Source organism: Acidocella sp. (assembly GCF_013044125.1).
In the GTDB taxonomy this organism is placed as follows: Bacteria; Pseudomonadota; Alphaproteobacteria; order Acetobacterales; family Acetobacteraceae; genus Acidocella.
In genome coordinates, this window is sequence record NZ_JABEVC010000154.1 from 1 (window position 1) to 17,668 (window position 17,668).

The 17,668-nt window shown below is 64.9% G+C and carries 18 protein-coding genes, 1 tRNA gene and 1 riboswitch; of the genes, 7 read left to right on the forward strand and 12 right to left on the reverse strand.

Annotation, left to right across the window (positions count from 1 at the left end; translation table 11 throughout):
* The 7 genes from HKL97_RS09480 to HKL97_RS09510 all read right to left on the reverse strand — a co-directional run.
* On the reverse strand, positions 1-209 hold a 209-nt coding region (locus tag HKL97_RS09480), incomplete at its 3' end, for an FGGY family carbohydrate kinase (protein ID WP_291424722.1).
* Complete coding sequence (gene murI, locus HKL97_RS09485; RefSeq protein WP_291424723.1) at positions 206-985, reverse strand: glutamate racemase; 780 nt, start codon at positions 983-985, stop codon at positions 206-208. The genes HKL97_RS09480 and murI, both read right to left, overlap by 4 nt.
* 9 nt (positions 986-994) lie before the next feature.
* Positions 995-2,152 carry a rod shape-determining protein RodA gene (gene rodA / locus HKL97_RS09490; RefSeq protein WP_291424787.1) on the reverse strand — a complete coding sequence of 386 codons (1,158 nt, stop codon included), beginning with the start codon at positions 2,150-2,152 and terminating at the stop codon, positions 995-997.
* Entirely contained in the window at positions 2,152-4,002 is a 1,851-nt protein-coding gene (gene mrdA / locus HKL97_RS09495) for a penicillin-binding protein 2 (protein WP_291424725.1), read from the reverse strand. The genes rodA and mrdA overlap by 1 nt, the downstream gene beginning before the upstream one ends.
* Positions 4,003-4,038: 36 nt before the next feature.
* Positions 4,039-4,563 (reverse strand): rod shape-determining protein MreD, encoded by a 525-nt coding sequence (locus HKL97_RS09500; protein WP_291424727.1) that lies wholly within the window; start codon positions 4,561-4,563, stop codon positions 4,039-4,041.
* A gap of 3 nt (positions 4,564-4,566) precedes the next feature.
* Complete coding sequence (mreC, locus tag HKL97_RS09505; protein ID WP_291424730.1) at positions 4,567-5,454, reverse strand: rod shape-determining protein MreC; 888 nt, start codon at positions 5,452-5,454, stop codon at positions 4,567-4,569.
* Positions 5,455-5,557: 103 nt separating this feature from the next.
* Positions 5,558-6,253 (reverse strand): YggS family pyridoxal phosphate-dependent enzyme, encoded by a 696-nt coding sequence (locus HKL97_RS09510; protein WP_291424732.1) that lies wholly within the window; start codon positions 6,251-6,253, stop codon positions 5,558-5,560.
* Between HKL97_RS09510 and HKL97_RS09515 the strand changes: the two genes are divergently transcribed.
* From HKL97_RS09515 to HKL97_RS09525, 3 genes are all read left to right on the forward strand, one after another.
* Positions 6,252-6,851, forward strand: coding sequence for a thiamine phosphate synthase (locus HKL97_RS09515; RefSeq protein WP_291424734.1), 600 nt, complete (start codon positions 6,252-6,254; stop codon positions 6,849-6,851). The two genes, HKL97_RS09510 and HKL97_RS09515, sit on opposite strands and share 2 nt — an antisense overlap.
* A 313-nt stretch (positions 6,852-7,164) precedes the next feature.
* Positions 7,165-8,445: a porin gene (locus HKL97_RS09520; RefSeq protein ID WP_291424736.1), complete on the forward strand. Its 1,281-nt coding sequence runs from the start codon at positions 7,165-7,167 to the stop codon at positions 8,443-8,445.
* Positions 8,446-8,687: 242 nt separating this feature from the next.
* Complete coding sequence (locus tag HKL97_RS09525) at positions 8,688-9,227, forward strand: DUF3576 domain-containing protein (protein WP_291424738.1); 540 nt, start codon at positions 8,688-8,690, stop codon at positions 9,225-9,227.
* Between the two features lie 68 nt (positions 9,228-9,295).
* Here HKL97_RS09525 and HKL97_RS09530 read toward each other — a convergent pair whose 3' ends face one another.
* On the reverse strand, positions 9,296-9,760 hold the full coding sequence (locus tag HKL97_RS09530; protein WP_291424740.1) for a hypothetical protein: 465 nt from the start codon (positions 9,758-9,760) through the stop codon (positions 9,296-9,298).
* Positions 9,761-9,819: 59 nt separating this feature from the next.
* Positions 9,820-11,007: an O-succinylhomoserine sulfhydrylase gene (gene metZ, locus HKL97_RS09535; protein ID WP_291424742.1), complete on the reverse strand. Its 1,188-nt coding sequence runs from the start codon at positions 11,005-11,007 to the stop codon at positions 9,820-9,822.
* Positions 11,008-11,072: 65 nt separating this feature from the next.
* Positions 11,073-11,169: riboswitch (SAM riboswitch) on the reverse strand.
* Positions 11,170-11,251: 82 nt separating this feature from the next.
* Here metZ and HKL97_RS09540 point away from each other — a divergent pair.
* Positions 11,252-11,325 (forward strand) — tRNA-Gly (locus HKL97_RS09540).
* Between the two features lie 359 nt (positions 11,326-11,684).
* Here the strand turns inward: HKL97_RS09540 and HKL97_RS09545 are convergent.
* Together HKL97_RS09545 and trxB are read right to left on the reverse strand one after the other, a co-directional pair.
* Positions 11,685-12,581, reverse strand: a complete 897-nt coding sequence (locus tag HKL97_RS09545; RefSeq protein WP_291424789.1) for a LysR family transcriptional regulator — start codon at positions 12,579-12,581, stop codon at positions 11,685-11,687.
* Positions 12,582-12,596: 15 nt separating this feature from the next.
* Positions 12,597-13,562: a thioredoxin-disulfide reductase gene (gene trxB / locus HKL97_RS09550; protein WP_291424744.1), complete on the reverse strand. Its 966-nt coding sequence runs from the start codon at positions 13,560-13,562 to the stop codon at positions 12,597-12,599.
* Between the two features lie 181 nt (positions 13,563-13,743).
* Here trxB and HKL97_RS09555 point away from each other — a divergent pair, with 181 nt between their 5' ends.
* The 3 genes from HKL97_RS09555 to HKL97_RS09565 all read left to right on the forward strand — a co-directional run bounded on the left by HKL97_RS09555 (position 13,744) and on the right by HKL97_RS09565 (position 16,870).
* On the forward strand, positions 13,744-14,235 hold the full coding sequence (locus HKL97_RS09555; protein WP_291424746.1) for an Lrp/AsnC family transcriptional regulator: 492 nt from the start codon (positions 13,744-13,746) through the stop codon (positions 14,233-14,235).
* The gene (locus HKL97_RS09560) at positions 14,228-15,157 is read left to right on the forward strand and encodes a cytochrome c oxidase assembly protein (protein ID WP_291424747.1); all 930 of its coding nucleotides are present in this window, start codon (positions 14,228-14,230) and stop codon (positions 15,155-15,157) included. The genes HKL97_RS09555 and HKL97_RS09560 overlap by 8 nt, the downstream gene beginning before the upstream one ends.
* A gap of 189 nt (positions 15,158-15,346) precedes the next feature.
* Positions 15,347-16,870, forward strand: a complete 1,524-nt coding sequence (locus HKL97_RS09565; protein ID WP_291424749.1) for an acetyl-CoA hydrolase/transferase family protein — start codon at positions 15,347-15,349, stop codon at positions 16,868-16,870.
* A gap of 72 nt (positions 16,871-16,942) precedes the next feature.
* Here HKL97_RS09565 and HKL97_RS09570 read toward each other — a convergent pair whose 3' ends face one another.
* On the reverse strand, positions 16,943-17,488 hold the full coding sequence (locus tag HKL97_RS09570) for a zinc-ribbon domain-containing protein (RefSeq protein ID WP_291424751.1): 546 nt from the start codon (positions 17,486-17,488) through the stop codon (positions 16,943-16,945).
* Positions 17,489-17,668: the final 180 nt, after the last annotated feature.

A 17,668-nucleotide genomic window follows, 5' to 3' on the forward strand; every position in this document is an offset into this window, starting at 1 on the left:
GCCCCGATCCCCGCCGCCGCCAGCGCCTCGGGCACCGCCCGGCACAACGCGGCAAACCATTCCGCCGGGTCCTGCTCAGACCATCCCGGCCGCGCCACCACGGTGGTCACCGGCGCGCTCGCCTCGCCCGCAACCTCCCCGGCCGCGTTGATGATCGAGACCTTGAGGCTGCTCGCCCCCAGATCGATGCCGCACAGAAATTTTGTCATAACGCCCCCTGACAGATTTCATAAAACCCGAATTCCGCCAGCCGCGGCTGCATGACATCCATATCCGCCAACGGCGCGGTAAACCACGCCGCCCCCGCGCGCGCCGCCGCTGGGGTGGAAATTCCCCCCGTCACCGCCAGCGTGCGCCTTGCCACCGGCAGCGCCGGATCAAACCACGTCACCCCCGGATAAAGCGCCTCGAACTCCGGGTGCAGAAACGTGTAATGCGTGCAGCCCAGCGCCACCGCATCCATCCGCCCGGCCCCCGGCTGGCTGAACAGCGGCGCCACCGCACTGGCCACATCCACCGCCTGGCCGCGGAATTTCCGCTCCGCCAGCGCCGCCAGCGTGGGCGCGCCGAGGCTGTGAATTTCACAATCGGGCGCGAATGTTTCAATCAACTCGCGCAAATACGCCCGGCGCACCGTCGCGGCGGTCGCCAGAACGCCGATCACCCTGGTTTTGCTCGCCGCCGCCGCCGGCTTGATCGGCGGCACGCAGCCGATGAAGGGCAGCGCATACGCCGCCCGCAACGCCCCCAGCGCGATGGTGCTAGCGGTGTTGCACGCCACCACCACCGCATCTGGTTTCAAAAACTCTATGGCCCTGCCAATAAGCCCCACGATATGCGCCAGCAGCGCCGCATCTGGTTTTTCACCATAGGGGAAAAACCCGTTATCGGCGAGGTAGCTGATCCGCGCGCGCGGCTGCAACCGGCGGATCTCGCGCACCACCCCCAGCCCGCCAATCCCTGAATCAAAAACAAGCAGATGCATGGCGCCGCCTCAAAACTCCTCGCTGGCGAATTCCACGTCGCGGTGCACATGCACTGACATCAACACGCCAAACCCCAGCATCACCGCCGTCAGTGCCGAGCCGCCATAGGAGATCAGCGGCAGCGGCACGCCCCCCACGGGGATCAGCCCCATCACCATCGAGAGATTGACAAAGCAGTACAGGAAAAAATTCGCCGCCACCCCCAGCGCCACCAGCCGCCCATACACATGCCCGCATGAAATCGCGGTATAAAGCGCCATGGCGATAATGGAGAACAGCAGCACCAGCACCGCCATGCTGCCCAGAAAACCAAACTCCTCGGCGATGATGGTGAACACGAAATCGGTCTGTTTCTCGGGCAGGAAATTAAGCTGGTTCTGCGTGCCGTGCAGATACCCCTGGCCGGTCAACCCGCCCGAACCCAGCGCGATCTTCGACTGGATGATGTTATACCCGGCCCCCAGCGGGTCCGAGCCCGGATTTAGGAAGGTGGTGATGCGCGCGCGCTGGTAGTCATGCAGGTGATGGTAAAGCAGGGGGGCCGCCACCAGCATCACCCCCAGCAAAATCGCGAACTTCCACCAGCGCACCCCCGCCCCCAGCATCACCGTGGCGCCGATCATCGCGGTGATCACGGCCGTGCCCAGGTTCGGCTCCTTCAATATCAGCCCTACAGGCAGCAAAATCGCCGCCACCGCCGGCAGCAGGAACAAGGCCTCGTTCAGCCGCTCCTGCGTGGCGCGGCGGAAATACGCGGCCAGCCCCAGGGTGAGAAACAGCTTCATCAGCTCGCTCGGCTGAATTTCCATGCCCCCCACGGTCATCCACCGCTTCGCGCCCAGCCCGGTATGACCGAACTTCATCACCACCAGCAGCAGCAGCACCCCCAGCGCGTAGGCGGGCCAGGAAATTTTGGCGATCTGGCGGATATCCACCATCGCGATCCCCAGCATCAGCACCAGCGCGCCGATGAAGCGGAACAGCTGGCTGTCGGCATAGGGCCGGGGCGCGCCCCCGGCGGCGGAATACAGCGCCGTATACCCCACCCCCGCCAGCAGGCAGACACACAGCACGAACAGCCAGTTGACACGCAGGAGCTTGCGCATCAGGCCGAAGGAACGGTCGCGAAACGGCCGTTGCGGCGCCAGCCTTTCGGAATCCATCATCATGCGCCGCCGCCGCCCAGCGGCACATCCCGCCCGGCTGGATCATGGGTCAGCGCATGGGTCATCAACGTATGGGCGATCGGCGCCGCCGCCACCCCGCCGTAATTGCCATGTTCGATCACCACGGCCACCGCATAGCGCGGATTGTCATACGGCGCGAAGGCGACAAAGAGCGCATTCGGCCGCGCCGCCCAGGCCATGGTGAGGTCATTAAACCCCTGCCGCTTCTCGGCCGCGGTGTTGTCGTGCACCTGGGCGGTGCCGGTCTTGCCCGCCATCTGCACATCCGGCAGATCAAGCCGGTCGGCATAGGCCGTGCCCGCCGGGGTATTCACCACCTCGAACAACCCCTGGCGGACAACCGCCAGATGCGCCGGGTCAACATCGAGCACCGGCCAGTCGCCCGGGGTGGAGCCAATCTGCAAAGTCCCGGCAATCCGCCGCGTGATATGCGGGCCAACCGCGCTGCCAGTCGCCACCCGCGCGATCATCGTCGCCAGTGCCAGCGGCGTGAGCTGGGTGTAACCCTGGCCGATCCCCTGCACCACGGTGCTGCCCTCCACCCAGTGAATCCCATGCTGGCGCGCCCAGTCCAGCGTCGGCACCAGCCCCGTCTCGGCATCGGGCAGATCCACGCCCAGATCGGTGCCCAGCCCCATCAGCGTGGCCATCTCCGCGATCCGGTCGATCCCCACCCCCAGCGCCACCTGATAGAAAAACACGTCACAGCTCACCTGCAACGCCGTGGTCACGGTGATGGAGCCATGGGCCGTATGGTTGTCGCACCAGAACACATGGTCACCCAGCTTGAAAAAACCCGGGCAGGTCAAAATCGTCTCCGCCGTGAGGGTGCCTGCCTTCATCGCCGCCAGCGCCACGGTGGGCTTGAAGGTGGAGCCGGGCGCAAACAAACCCGAGACCGCCTTGTTCTGCAACGGGTGGCCCGGATCGGCCATCCAGGCATTCCAGGTCGCCTGCGGCACCCCCTTGTCAAACAGCGACGGATCAAACGAGGGACTGCTCGCCATCGCCAGAATCTCGCCGGTGCTGGCGTCAAGCATCACCACCGCCCCGGTCTGGTCTTTCAGCCCCTGCACCGCCAGCGCCTGCAACCCGGCATCCAGCGCCAGCGTCACCTCCTGCCCCGGCGTGCCCGGGTCATGCGCCACCTGGCGCACCACCTGGCCATGCACGTTGGTCTCCATCTGCACGAATCCAGGCACACCGCGCAGCACCGCGTCCTGCGCCGCTTCCACCCCGGTGCGGCCAATGCGCATGCCCGGCAGGCTGAGCACCGGGTCCGCCGCCGCCTCGCGCTGGTTGGGCCGGGCCACATAGCCAACCGCATGCGCAAGCCCCGGGCCGAACGGGTAGGAGCGGCTGGCCCCCACCTCCACCACAACGCCGGGCAGGTCCGGCGTGTTCACCTCCAGCGCCGCCATGTCCGGCCAGTCCAGATAATCCTTCAGCAGCACCGGAATATAGCCGGGCCGGTGCGCCAGCTCAGCGGCGATGCGCGCCTTCTCGTCATCGGGCAAGGGCACCAGCCGGTAGAAATTATCCAGCACCGCTTGCGGGTCGGGCGCCAGCGCCTGCATGAAAAGGGCGCGCCAGTGCTGCTGGTTGCCCGCCAGCACGGTGCCGAAGCGGTCTGTGATCAGCCCGCGCAGCGGTGCTTCCAGCCGCTCGGAGATCGAGTTCTGCTCGGCCAGCAACGCGTATTTGCCATGCTTGGCGACCTGCAGATTATACAGCCGCCCCGCGATGGCGCCAAAGATGCCAAATTGCGCGGTGCCGATGAGCAGCGCGCGGCGGGTAAAGGCGGCGCGGTCCTTGGCATCACGCTTCATGGCGCACGCCCCCCGCCGGCAGGCGCAAACCCGGCATCAGGCCAATTCAGCCGCTGCGGGGCCGCGATGCACACGAATGAACAGCGCCGCCAGCGCCGGGTAGAGCAACACCGAGAAGCCGGTTTGCGTCAGCACCGGGCGCAGCGGCAGCATGCCCTGCCCGAGCAGCGATTGCGCGCCCCACGCCAGCACGAACGCCCCGGCGGCCAAGCCGGAAAAAACCGGCCAGGTGAATAAAAACCCCCGTTGCACCAGACGGCGGCGCAGCGCCAGCACCAAGCCGTGCAGCAGCAGCAGCAGCACCGCCCACAGCCCGACCGGCGAGAAGCCCAGCAGGTCCAGCAGCACCCCGCCCGCCATCACCGCCGGGGCGGGCAACGCGGACGGCCGGTACAGCGACCAGAAAAACACACAGGCCAACGCATAAACCGGGCGCAGCTGCGCCTGTCCGGGCAGGCCGAAATTCAGGCCCAGCACCACCAGCCCCGCCACCAGCGTACCGAAGGGAACAGCATAACGCGCCGCCGCATCCAACCGGCGCCACAAGCCTTGCCGCCGCATGCGCTATTTTTTCCGGTGATGGACGATGGCGGCGGGCTTGGCCTTGGTGTGCGGGATCGGCGTCAGCACCGGCAGATTATCCGGGTAGCTGAACAACCGCAGCAGGCGCAGCGAGTCCAAATCCGCCAGCGGCAGCACCACAGGCTGGTTCTGCGCATCGTAATGCACCACGCCAACCGGCAGGCCGGGCGGAAACGCGCCGCCAACCGCGCTGGTCAGCACCATCGCGCCTTCTGCGGGCGGCTGGCCCGGCGCCCAGTAGAGCAATGCCGGGGTGGGGCCGTTGGTTCCGGCCATCAGCGCAGGCGCGCCGCTGGCGCCCAGCGCCACTGGAATCCGGCTGTTGATATCGGTGATGAGCAGCACCCGCGCCGAGCGGCTTCCCGCCTCGACCACGCGCCCCGCAACGCCGCGCCCGTCCATCGCCACGGCGCCCATCAGCGGCACGGAGCTGCCGCCGGGCGGCAACACCACCAGCACCGAACGGTCATAAACCCCGCCCAGATCCGCCACCACATCGCCGGTGGAAAACGCCGGCGCGGCGGGCGGCGTGTAGTTCAGCGTGGCCTTCAGCGCGTTGTTCTGCGCCTCCAGCGCCATCGCCACCGCCTGCCATTGCAGCAGCTTGGCGTTTTCCGCGCGCAATTGCGCGTTCTCGGCGCTCAATGAAAACAAATGCCCGATCGCCCCGGTGCCGCTCTCCGCTGCCTCAATCGGCCCCGCGAACACGCCGTATACCGGCGCCAGCACATCATCGAGCCCGGTGCGCAGCGCCCCGGACATTCCCTGGTCAGCGCGGCCGATCAGCACGATGCCAAACGACAGCATCAGCATCACCGGAAACGTGAGCCGCGATACAGCCTGCCGGAACGGGACCGATAATCTGATCACCGGGGGTGCTCTCCACAACAAAAATACAAATCGCTGAAACGAGCGCAGGCATTACAGCCAATTTACGCAAGCGGACAGGTCCAGCCGCGCCGATTCCGCCCGCCTAAGTAAGATTTAATAATGCGCTGCCGGAATCACGCGCCGGACGGGCGCCAAAAATCGCCGAGCCGACGCGCACATGCGTGGCCCCGGCGGCAATCGCGATTTCGAAATCGCCTGACATGCCCATCGAGCGCACCGCCAGCCCGTGCACATCCGCCATCGCCGCCAGGCGCCTGAAATAGGGCAGCGGGTCCACCCCCTCGGGCGGAATGCACATCAACCCCTTCAGCGCCGCGCCAAAACGCGCCCGGCTGGCCTTTATGAACCCATCCGCCGCCGCCAGGGGCACGCCGGCCTTCTGCGGCTCGTCACCTATATTCACCTGCACCAGCAGCTCCGGCAGCCGCCCGGCAGCCGCAGCCGCTTTCTCGATGGCATCGCTCAGGCGCGCGCGGTCCAGGCTGTCGATCGCATCGGCGATGCGCACCGCCTGCGCCGCCTTGTTGGTCTGCAATGCGCCGATCAGATGCAGCTTTGCCCCGGGGATGGGAAATTTTGCCTCCGCCTCCTGCACCTTGTTCTCGCCGAACACCGCCTGCCCCGCCGCCAGCGCGGCCAGCACCGCCGCGCGCGGGTGGGTCTTGCTCACCGCGATCAGCGTCACATCCGCGGGGGCGCGCCCAGCGGCGCGCGCGGCCGCGGCGATACGGGCATGAATATTTTCCAGATTCGCCGCGATCATCGTAAGGTCAGCCATGGATATACGGTTAATCGCCTGGGGCCGGAGGGTAAAGCGGGGCGGCGCGCCGCCGCCGCTTTGGCTCTTCTCAGACCCCGCGCGAACGCCGGACCTGCTGGCGGTGGTGCGCGCCTTACCACCCAGGCTCTGCGGCGTGGTGTTCCGGCATGATGCCGCGCCGGAGCGCGCCGCGCTGGGTGTGCAACTCGCCGCGCTATGCCGCGCGCGGCACATTGCCTTGGTGGTCGCGGGGGACGCGCGGCTGGCGGCCCGCCTGAAAGCCGGGGTGCATCTGCGCGGCGGCCGGCGCGCCGGGGTGCTGGCGCTGCCGCGCCACGCGCCCATTACCGCCTCGGCCCATAACCTGGCACAACTGCGCCAGGCCCGGCTGGCAGGCGCGCGCATCGCCTTCATCTCCCCGGTTTTCCCCACCGCCAGCCATCCCGGCGCCCCGGCGCTGGGCGGCCTGGGCTTTCGCAATCTGGCACGCCGGGCCGGGCGGACAAAACCCTTCGCCCTGGGAGGAATTAACGGCGGAAGCATCCGCCAACTGGGCAAATTCTGCACCGGAGCCGGGGCAATCGAGGCTTTGGCCGCCGCCGCCACACGGCGATAATGTGACGCTTATTGCCTATCGAATAAGTATTCATACGCTTGCGAAACTGTAATGATCGACAAAATGTTACGGTTTTTCCAAGTGCTTTAAAATTCAAATTTCACACTATTGTCATATACATGTGCTGTTTTCGCCACAGGTGTTACAAAACTCCCCCGCTTCACAATTACGAGATTGCCTCGGCGCCGGTATGCGGCTTTTAAGGGCGCATCCGAGCGGTCGGCCCCCGCGGCTGGCCGTTCAGAATGGGGTTTTTTAACCCGCCGCTAATTTTTCCCGCCGGGTCTCCGGCTTAAAAGAGAAGGATTTTTTCATGCGCAAACTGCTCCTGGCCTCTGCGGCCTCGATGGGCGCTCTGCTCGCCGCCACCTCCGGCGCCATGGCCCAGCCGGCCAAGCCGGTCGCCCCCGGCACCGTCGCCGTGCACCTGAACGGCTATCTGCAGTTCGCCATCGGCGACGTTGGCGGCAACGGCATGACCGGCGGCAGCGGCGCCACCGCTTATAAGCTGAGCCCGGTCGGCACCATTGGCGATGTCCGCCTGTACCCCGGCATTGACGGCATGACCGACAACGGCATTGCCTACGGCGCCCAGGTTGAGCTGCGCACCACCACCTCCAACGCCACCGGCAAGGGCGTGAACAACGCCTCCACCAACACCACCGCCGGTGTGAACAGCATCTATGTCCGCCGCGCCTATGGCTATATCGGCACGACCGAGTTCGGCTATGTCCGCTTCGGCCAGACCGACGGCGCCTTCACCCTGCTGCAGCGCGGCGTGATCGAGGCGTTCGGCGACGGCGCGCAGTGGACCGCTGAAGGCGCTCCCGTCAACCTGCTGCCGAGCGGCGCTCCCGGCCAGTTCATCTATGCCGACCAGGGCGCGCTCTACACCACTGACAAGCTGGTCTACATCTCACCGGCCCTGGCCGAGCCGATGCTGGACGGCAAGTTCAGCGCCGTGATCAGCTTTGAGCCGAACTCCAACGGCATCAAGGAAGGCTACGCCAACCTGGGCAGCATCTACGGCGCGCAGGCTTCCTCCATCGCCGGTGGCAGCGCCACCCGCCGCCGCAACACGTTTGACGGCATGGTCAACTACGGTGTGAACCTCGGCGGCTTCGCCACCCAGGTCTCCGGCGGCTACCTGGCCTCTTCGCCGCTCGGCAACATCGGCGCCGCACAGGCTTACAGCAGCATGGGCGTGTTCCAGGCCGGCGCGCAGACCACCTATGGCGGGCTGACCGTTGGCGCCAACCTCAAGAGCGGCTCGGTTGAAGACGGCTACGCCTTCAAGCCCCGCGGCGCCCGCAACGCGCTGGCCTACACCGTGGGCGCCGTCTACGCTGTCGGCCCCTACTCGGTCGGCGCGTCCTACTTCAACTCGCAAACCTCCGGCGGCTGGTCGGCCACCAACGGCGATGCCCGCACGCTGAGCGAATACGGCTTCGCCACCGGCGCGAACTACGCGGTCGCCAAGCCGGTCTCGCTGTTCGTGGAATACATGTACGGCCACAAGCACCAGCCGGCTGCGGCCACCAAGGGCAACGGCCAGGCGCAGGTCGTCGCGGCGGGCGCCACCATCAAGTGGTAACAGCCTGGAGCGCGATCGTTTGAGGGTCGCTCAACTGAGCGGGCCGAAAGCGTGAATCGCCCTCCGGAAAATAGCTGGAGCCTGATCGTGCTTAAACCAGTCAGGCTCTAGCCAATACGGCACGGCAAGCAGAGGGGTGGCGGGCAACCGCCACCCCTTTTTTGCCCCGCATGCCGCGCGCCCTTGGCGGATGCGCGCATGACGGCTAAACAGCATGCAGTTTTACGCCTTGGAGAGCTGATTTGCGAATTCTACGAAAATTTGCCGTCCCCGCCACCGTGGCCGTCAGCCTGCTCACGCTGGCCGGTTGCAGCGGCGTGAAAACCTCGGCGGCGGACATCAACAGCCCGCTCGTCCCCCAGGGCAGCAGCCCCGCCCAAGTGGCGGACAGTTCCTCCGGAACGCTCTTCACCTTCGGCCGGGGCTCCAGCGGCGGCGGCACCGCCCAGGCCACGCAAATCCAGGTCAACGCCTATCTCTGGCGCGCGACACTCAGCACGCTGGCATTCATGCCGCTGGTCTCGGCGGACCCGTTCGGCGGCGTTGTCATCACCGATTGGTACACCCCCCCCGCCACGCCTGATGAGCGCTTCAAGGTGAACGCCTATATTCTCGGGCGCGAGCTCACCGCCAACGCCATCCAGGTGAGCGTGTTCCACCAGACCGAGCAGAACGGCCAGTGGGTTGATACCCCGGCCGACCCGGCGACCGCCAGCGGGCTTGAAGACCGCATCCTGGCCAATGCCGCCAACCTGCAGGCGGCGGCCCAGCACACCAACTGACACCGCGCCAAAAATAAGGCCAGGCGGGCTTTGCCCCCTGGCCGTTTTTTTTAAGAGCGCTTCCCGCTCTACCCCACGGTGACGACAATCACATGCCCCGCGTCGGCTTCGGCCAGCGCGGTGTGCAACGCGGCGATGCCCGCCAGCATCATCTCGCCCGCGTCCTCGTCCTCTTCCTCGGTGAAGTCATGATAGGCGTCGCCCAACTCTTCCTCATCGAAATTATCCGGGTTCAGCGCCTCCAGATATTTATCCTGGTCCTCGGCGGTCATGATGAACACCAGCGTCTCCGTGGCTTCGGCGATATCGGCCACCACCTCGTTCTCGCTGGCTTCCAGCTCGATGTCATAATCATCGGAGAGAATGGGCAGCAGCACCGGGAATACCGCGCCATCGTAATCGAAATCCGCCACCGTGGTGCCGTTGGCGGCGAGAAACGCCTGCAGCGCGTGCGGGTCATCATCCTGCGCGGCCGCCACCAGCTCGCCCAGATCCGCGCGCGGCAAACGAGTGAAAACAGCAGTGGCCGCCATGTTTATCTCCCAATAATAATGGCGGTGAGCTTACCAGCCCGCCTGCCCGGTAGACAAGCTCATCCCACGCGGGCCAGCGCCTGGGTCAGATCATCAATGAGGTCGGCCGGATCTTCCAGTCCCACCGAGAGGCGGATGGTGCCATCGCTGATGCCCAGGCGCGCGCGCTCCTGCGGGCCGATGCGCATGTGGGTGGTGGTGGCCGGATGGGTCGCGAGGGATTTCGTGTCGCCCAGGTTGTTGGAAATGGTGATGATTTTAAATGCGTTCATCAACGCGAAGGCCGCCGCCTTACCGCCCTTCAGCTCGAAGGTGACCATGGTGCCGCCGCCGCTCAGCTGGCTCATGGCGAGTTCGCGTTGCGGGTGCGAGGCCAGCGTGGGGTAGAGCGCGCGCGAGACCTTGGGGCTCTGCTCCAGAAACACCGCAATGGCCTCCGCCGAGGCTGACTGCGCCTTCACCCGCAGGGCCATGGTCTCCAGCCCCTTGAGGATGACCCATGCATTGAAGGGCGAGAGCGCCGGGCCGGTGTTGCGGAAAAACGGCTGGAAAACCTCCTCCATCCATTGCTTCGCCCCCAGCACGGCGCCGCCGAGCACGCGGCCCTGGCCGTCCATATGCTTGGTGGCGGAATACACCACCACATCGGCGCCAAATTCCAGCGGGCGTTGCAGCAGCGGGGTGGCGAACACGTTATCCACCACCACGAGGGCGCCGGCGGCATGCGCCAGATCGCACACCGCGCGCAGATCCACCATGTCGAGCATCGGGTTGGAGGGCGTCTCCAGCAGCACCATGGCCGCCGGTTCGGCCAGCGCCTTGGCCCAGGCAGCGAGGTCCGCACCGTCCACAAACTCGGTCGCGATGCCGTATTGCGGCAGCAGGGTGCTCACGATCCAGTGGCAGGAGCCAAACAGCGCGCGGGCCGCCACCACGCGGTCCCCCGTCTTCAGCCCGGCCAGCATGGCCGAGGAAACCGCGGCCATGCCCGTCGCCGTGCAGCGGCAGACCTCCGCCCCCTCGATGGCCGCGAGCTTCTGCTCCAGCATGCTCACCGTCGGGTTGGCGAAACGCGAATACTGGTAGTGCTGGATCTGGTTGGCGAACACCGCCTCGGCCATGTCCGCGCTCTCATAGGCGAAACCCGAGGTCAGGAAGAGCGCCTCGGCGTTTTCGTCCAAATTCGTGCGGATACGCCCGGCGTGGATCAGCTTCGTCGCCAGCCGCTGGTTATCGGTATCGCTCATCTCAAATCCCCTCGCTTCACAAACATGTCTGGCCGTCACATGTCCAGCCGCGGGGGGAAGTGGCGCATAGCAGCGCCACAGCCTCTTTAGCGCGTTTATTTAATGGCATCCGGGGGATGCCGCCTCGCCGCAATCCGGCCGGACAAATCACGAGGCAGCCTCCCGCCTAGACCTGCCCGGCGGGCCGGTCAACCAGTGTCCCGCTTGCGCAGTCCGGCGGGGCAGATTATGTGTGCGCTCATGAGCGGGTATGATGTAATGGTAGCCTGTTAGCTTCCCAAGCTTGATGCGCGGGTTCGATTCCCGCTACCCGCTCCAGTTTCCCTGAACACCTGCCGCGCTTGCCGCAAAAAAAAGACCCGCGGCCTATGGGCCTGCGGGTCAAGTCAACAGGGAGGCTTCACGTCTGGGAGACGTTGGGACCAAGGTCCCAATCCAACCCTCGCGGGCTGAACGTGTCCGGCTCGCACCGAACAATGTTGTATATAGGCCACAATCGAAAAATATTTAAGTGTTAAATTCGTAATGTCGGCCTTTTCGCAACCGCTGGCCGCGCGCCTGCCACGCGCTTCATGCATAATAGCGCGCCACTTTGCCTAAAAACCAGCCTTATCCGCCGGTTCCAGGGTACGATGGCTGAGATGCCATCGCACTCTGGCGGTTCCCGGACGGCCCGTTCAGGGCTTGTGCGCGCCGCGCTCGGAGATGCTGTTAATCAGAAAATCACGGAAAACCGAGACCCGCTTGCTGTTGCGCAGCTCTTCGGGATACACAAAATACATCTCATTGGCCGGCTTCTTCAGCTCCGGCAGCACGTTCACCAGCCCGGTTGGGTCCTGCACCAGATAATCCGGCACCGCGCCGATGCCCATGCCGTTGCGGATGCAAACCAGCATCGCCTGCAGGGAGTTCACCTCCAGCACGCCCCGGCGCGGCGTGCCGTCCTTGCGGCCCACCTCGGCCAGCCAGTTCACATCAGGCACCGGCGGCTTGCGGTCCCCAAAGAGGATCAGCTTGTGATGGTCGAGATCCTCCACGATCTGGGGCGTGCCGTTGGCCTTCAGATATTCCGCCGAGGCCCATATCTGGCTGCGGATTTCGCCCAGATGGCGCTGCACCAGGTCGGGCTGGCGCGGCGGATGCATGCGGATGGCCACATCGGCCTCGCGCATCGCCAGGTCCAGATCGGTGTCATCGAGCAGCAGCGTCACGGTCACATCCGGGTGCGCGGCCAGAAAGGTCTTCAGCCGCGGCGCCAGCCAGGTCACGCCAAAGCTGTGCGTGGTGGTCACCTTCAGCCGCCCGGCCGGTTTTTCCTTGCTTTCGGCCAGCAGCGCCTCGGTCATCGCCAGCTTGGCGAACACCTCGCGCACGGTGCGGTTCAGCGCCTCGCCCTGCTCGGTGAGGATCAGCCCGCGCGCATGGCGATGGAACAGCGGCACCGAGAGCGCCTCCTCCAGCGCCGAAATCTGGCGCGATACCGCCGACTGGCTAAGGTTAAGCGTATCACCCGCATGGGTGAAGCTGCCCGCCTCCGCCACCGCGTGGAATACGCGCAGCTTGTCCCAATCCATTTTTTGCCCCGTCATTTATGCTGCCTCACTTGCCTGCTGGGGTAACTGCGCCAGATATTTCTCCGCCTCCAGCGCTGCCATGCAGCCGGTCCCGGCGGCTGTCACCGCCTGGCGGAAAATTTTATCCTGCACGTCGCCCGCCGCGAAAACGCCGGGCACCGAGGTCTCGGTGCTGCCGGGTTTCGTTATGATGAAACCCTCCGCGTCAGTGTTCACCTGCCCGCCGAAAACGCCGGTGGCGGGGGAGTGGCCGATGGCGATGAACACGCCATCCACGCTGATCTCCTGCGCGGCCCCGGTCTTCACATTACGCAGCCGCGCCCCGGTAACAACCGCCGGGCTGCCGCCGCCCAGAATCTCATCCACCGCATGGTCCCAGATCACGGTAATCTTCGGGTTGGCGAACAGCCGGTCCTGCAAAATTTTCTCGGCACGGAAACTGTCGCGCCGGTGCACCAGGGTCACGTGGCTGGCGTGGTGGGTGAGGTAGAGCGCCTCCTCAACCGCCGTGTTGCCGCCGCCGACCACGGCGACCTTTTTGCCCCGGTAGAAAAACCCGTCACAGGTGGCGCAGGCGGAAACCCCGGCGCCCTGGTAGATCTTCTCCGAATCCAGCCCCAGCCAGCGCGCCTGCGCCCCGGTCGCGATCACCACGGCATCCGCCACGAATTCCACCCCGGCATCCGACCATGCGCGATAAGGCCGGGCGGAGAAATCCACCTTGGTGATGATATCGTAGATCACCTCGGTGCCGACATGCACGGCCTGCTTTTCCATCTGCTCCATCAGCCAGGGGCCCTGAATGGTCTCGGCAAACCCGGGGTAATTCTCCACATCCGTGGTGATCGTGAGCTGCCCGCCCGGCTGCAACCCGGCCACCATCACCGGCGCCAGATTGGCGCGCGCCGCATAAATTGCCGCCGTGTAACCAGCCGGCCCGGCGCCGATGATCAGTATGCGGGTTTTCCTCACCTCAGCCATTCTCGTTTATCATCCACTCAATTAATTAAGAATCAGGAATGCAGCATATCTGTTGACATCGCGCCGATACAAGCGCGCGTTTATGATACGGGGCGCGGAAGTTGGCAATTTCCACCCATGGTCAAATGAATTTGTGTAATTATATTGCGCGGAACCATCTGCCAGTGTTTTAGGACCAGCCATGCCAACTGACCCCGACCCGATCCAGCTCGACGAAATCGACCGCAAGATCATCGCCGAACTGCAGGAGGACGGCCGCATGACCAATGTGGAGCTGGCCAGGCGGGCCGGAATTTCGCCCCCGCCCTGCCTGCGCCGCGTGCGCCGGCTGGAGGAGGCCGGCTTCATTCAGGGCTACCACGCCCGCACGGACGGCCAAAAACTCGGCTGGCAGATCGCCTTCTTCGTCATCGTCGGGCTGGAGAGCCAGAAACAGGCGGTGCTGGATGGTTTCGAGGCCCTGGTCGCCACCTGGCCCGAGGTGCGCGAATGCCACATGATCCGCGGCGGCGGCGATTTCCTGCTCAAGCTGGTCGCGCGCGACGCCGCGCACGAGAACCAGCTCACCGCCCGGCTCACCGGCGCCGCGCATGTCGCCCGGGTGCAAACCCTGCAAACAATACGCACCAGCCGGGACCTCGCCGGCGTGCCGATGGATCGTTCAAATGCTTGATTTCCTGATTCTGCTGGCCGCCGTCATCGTCGACCTGCTGTGCCGCTACGTTCCGGCCCATCTGCCCTACCTGTTCCCCTTCGTCTTCAACGCGCCGGTGTTCCTCGGCTGCTGGTTCATGCTGCTGTGGTACCTGCGCGGCATGGCCCGCGTCGCGCCGGAGCAAAAACCCGGCCGCCTGCGCCAATGGTTCTTCCTGCTCGGCCTGGGCAGCATCTATTTCGTGCTGCAAACGCATTTTGAATACATCTCCCAGCACATGTTCTTCCTCAACCGCATCCAGGCGGTCACTATCGGCATGGTGGCGCCCTTTGGCATCGCCATCGGCTGGATGCCCGAGGTTCTGCGCCTTGGCGTCCCGCCCTGGGTGCTGCGCGCCTGCCAGAGCCGGGTTGTGCACAGGCTCAGCCGCGTACTGGCCCACCCGCTGCCCGCCATGGCGATCTTTCTCATCACCACCGATGTCTGGCTGATCCCCGCGGTGCATTTCGCGGCCATGATCAACCCGTTCCTCTATGCGGTGATGAACATCTCCTGCCTGCTCGGCGGCCTGCTGTTCTGGCTCGTGGTGCTGGACCCGCGGCCAAAACCCGCCGCGCGTTTCTCCTACCTCACCCGCGCCGCAGCCGGCTTCCTGGTGATGTTCCCGCAGATCGCCGTCAGCTCCTACATCGCGCTGAGCACTGATAATCTGTACTCTTTTTACACACTTTGCGGCCGGCTCTTTCCCTCCATTTCCCCGCTTTATGATCAAATGCTCGGCGGGCTGATCCAGTGGATACCGCCCGGCATGCTCAACACCGCCGCCCTGCTCATCAGCCTCAACGCGCTGCGCCTCTCCGACATCAAAGCCGAAGAATCCTTTGTTCCGCCTCCTGGCGCGAAGATTTACGAAGCCAAGTGGACCGGACAGAAAAAATAGCCGGCTTTTGTTGCGTTGCAGCACGGTTTTTTGTTGCGCTGCACCATGCGTTTTGCCACCCGCGCGATATCGGCGCAGCCCAGCTTTGAAATTTTGGACCAAGTTTCCGCGGTGATTTGATCTATGACAATCCCTCCCCGAGCGTGAGCGGCTAAAGCCCGTTCACATCAAAAATTATGAGGAGCGGACATGGGCCTGACCGGAAACACACGTATCCTGAACAATCATCTGCGCACGAAAGTGATGAGCGCGGAGGCGGCGGCGGAGATGATCGCCTCCGGCAGCACGGTGGGCATGAGCGGCTTCACCGGTTCGGGCTACCCCAAGGCCGTGCCCATGGCGCTGGCGGCGCGCATGGAGGCTGAGCGCGCGGCAGGCAACAAATTCCGCCTGCGGGTGTGGACCGGCGCCTCCACCGGCCCGGAGCTTGACGGCGCCCTGGCCAAGGCTGACGGCATCGAATTCCGCCTGCCCTATAACTCCGACCCCATCGCGCGCGAGAAGATCAACCGTGGCGAGATGGAATATTTCGACATGCATTTAAGCCAGGTCGCCCCGATGGCCTGGCAAGGGTTTTTAGGCCCGCTGGACACCGCCATCGTCGAGGTCACCGGCATCACCGCCGATGGCGCGCTGGTTCCCTCCTCCTCGGTCGGCAACAACAAAACCTGGCTGGACCGCGCGCAAAAAATCATCCTCGAGGTCAACCACTGGCAGAACCCGGCGCTCGAGGGCATGCACGATATTTATTACGGCACCGCGCTGCCGCCCCACCGCGTGCCCATCCCGCTGATCCGCCCTGATGACCGCATCGGCCAGACCACCTTCAACTGCGACCCGGACAAAGTCATCGCCATCGTCGAGACCGACGGGCCGGACCGCAACCTGCCCTTCGCCAAACCCGATGACGCGGCGCTGCGGATCGCGGGGCATCTGATCGAGTTTTTCCGCCATGAGGTTGCGCGCGGGCGCCTGCCCGCCTCGCTGCTGCCGCTGCAATCGGGCGTCGGCAATATCGCCAACGCCGTGCTCACCGGGCTGATGGACGCGCCCTTCGAGAACATGACCGCCTATACCGAGGTGATCCAGGACGGCATGCTCGACCTGCTCAACACCGGCAAATTGCGCATGGCCTCGGCAACCTCCTTCTCGCTCAGCCCCACCGCGGCAGAGGCCATGAACGCCAACATGAGCCAGTATCGCGGCAACATGATCCTGCGGCCGCAGGAAATCTCCAACCACCCGGAGCTGATCCGCCGGCTCGGCTGCCTGGCGATGAACGGGCTGATCGAGGCCGACATTTACGGCAACGTGAACTCCACCCATGTGATGGGCTCGCGCATCCAGAACGGCATCGGCGGCTCGGGCGATTTCGCGCGCAACGCCTATGTCTCCATCTTCATGACCCCCTCGACCGCCAAGGGCGGCAAAATCTCCGCCATCGTGCCGCAGGTTTCGCATGTCGACCATATCAACCAGGATGTGCAGATCATCGTGACCGAACAAGGCCTGGCCGACCTGCGCGGCCTCAGCCCCAAGCAGCGCGCCGAGGTCATCATCGCCAACTGCGCGCACCCTGACTACCAGCCCATGCTGCGCGACTATTACGCCCGCGCGCGCCAGGGCTCCTATGGCCAGCAGTCGCCCAGCCTGCCGGGTGAGGCGCTGTCATGGCATCAGCGCTTCATGCAAACCGGCTCGATGCGCCTGTAGGCCTGCGCCCAGCTACAAAAAAGGGGGCCGTGGCCCCCTTTTTCGTGTCCCGGCGCAAATGTTTTTCCGCCGTCAGGTCATATGGCCAAGAAACGCCAGCCCGGCCAATCCGGCCGCCAGCAGCAGCACCAGAGTCAGCACCAGCCGCAAATTGCTGATTTTAACCGGCGGCGGCGGTCGCTTTTCCGGCTCGTATTCAACCTCGTTGTTGCGCGCCGCATGCACCAGATCCGCGAAGGAATCCCCCTGGCCGGGCTGATGCAACGGCGCCACGCCGTCATCGCCGCCGCTGGTCAGGAACATCGGCAGCCCCAACGCCGGGTCGGTCTCACTCACCGGCACGCTCATCACCCCCGCCGCCGCCAATGGCGCATCGGCAAGCTGAGCATCAGCGAAATCGGCATCAGCCCGTTGTACGTCCGCATACGCGGCGGCCTGGGTTTCACCTGCCGTCTCCTGCGCCGCCGCAAAATCTGAAACCGCAGCCAAACCGGGGGAAAGCGGCTCGCTGCGCCAGCCGGTTCCGCACCGCGCGCATTGCAACTTGCGGCTGCGCCCCGCCAGCGCCGCATCGGGCACTTCGTACACAGCTGAACAATTCGGGCATAAAAGGCGCATGATCAGCTTTATGAATGGCATTTCTGGCGTGTTCGCGCAATAACAACTTGCATGACCTTCGGCCGCCAATCAATTCAATTGACACAAATTTTGGTCTATCTAAACGTTATCCACGCGCGGCAGTCTCAACGCCCGGGGGCTGATCCGGGCCGCGGCCGCGCCGCAAAAACCGGGTTAACC

What these genes read in the sequence shown, in the direction of transcription:
- HKL97_RS09515 (WP_291424734.1), top strand. Translation starts at nt 6,252, where the DNA reads ATGGATATACGGTTAATCGCCTGGGGCCGGAGGGTAAAGCGGGGCGGC.
- HKL97_RS09560 (WP_291424747.1), top strand. Translation starts at nt 14,228, where the DNA reads ATGCTTGATTTCCTGATTCTGCTGGCCGCCGTCATCGTCGACCTGCTG.
- HKL97_RS09530 (WP_291424740.1), bottom strand. Translation starts at nt 9,760, where the DNA reads ATGGCGGCCACTGCTGTTTTCACTCGTTTGCCGCGCGCGGATCTGGGC.
- HKL97_RS09545 (WP_291424789.1), bottom strand. Translation starts at nt 12,581, where the DNA reads ATGGATTGGGACAAGCTGCGCGTATTCCACGCGGTGGCGGAGGCGGGC.
- rodA (WP_291424787.1), bottom strand. Translation starts at nt 2,152, where the DNA reads ATGATGGATTCCGAAAGGCTGGCGCCGCAACGGCCGTTTCGCGACCGT.
- HKL97_RS09500 (WP_291424727.1), bottom strand. Translation starts at nt 4,563, where the DNA reads ATGCGGCGGCAAGGCTTGTGGCGCCGGTTGGATGCGGCGGCGCGTTAT.
- HKL97_RS09555 (WP_291424746.1), top strand. Translation starts at nt 13,744, where the DNA reads ATGCCAACTGACCCCGACCCGATCCAGCTCGACGAAATCGACCGCAAG.
- HKL97_RS09565 (WP_291424749.1), top strand. Translation starts at nt 15,347, where the DNA reads ATGGGCCTGACCGGAAACACACGTATCCTGAACAATCATCTGCGCACG.
- HKL97_RS09510 (WP_291424732.1), bottom strand. Translation starts at nt 6,253, where the DNA reads ATGGCTGACCTTACGATGATCGCGGCGAATCTGGAAAATATTCATGCC.
- HKL97_RS09520 (WP_291424736.1), top strand. Translation starts at nt 7,165, where the DNA reads ATGCGCAAACTGCTCCTGGCCTCTGCGGCCTCGATGGGCGCTCTGCTC.
- trxB (WP_291424744.1), bottom strand. Translation starts at nt 13,562, where the DNA reads ATGGCTGAGGTGAGGAAAACCCGCATACTGATCATCGGCGCCGGGCCG.
- murI (WP_291424723.1), bottom strand. Translation starts at nt 985, where the DNA reads ATGCATCTGCTTGTTTTTGATTCAGGGATTGGCGGGCTGGGGGTGGTG.
- metZ (WP_291424742.1), bottom strand. Translation starts at nt 11,007, where the DNA reads ATGAGCGATACCGATAACCAGCGGCTGGCGACGAAGCTGATCCACGCC.
- mrdA (WP_291424725.1), bottom strand. Translation starts at nt 4,002, where the DNA reads ATGAAGCGTGATGCCAAGGACCGCGCCGCCTTTACCCGCCGCGCGCTG.
- HKL97_RS09570 (WP_291424751.1), bottom strand. Translation starts at nt 17,488, where the DNA reads ATGCGCCTTTTATGCCCGAATTGTTCAGCTGTGTACGAAGTGCCCGAT.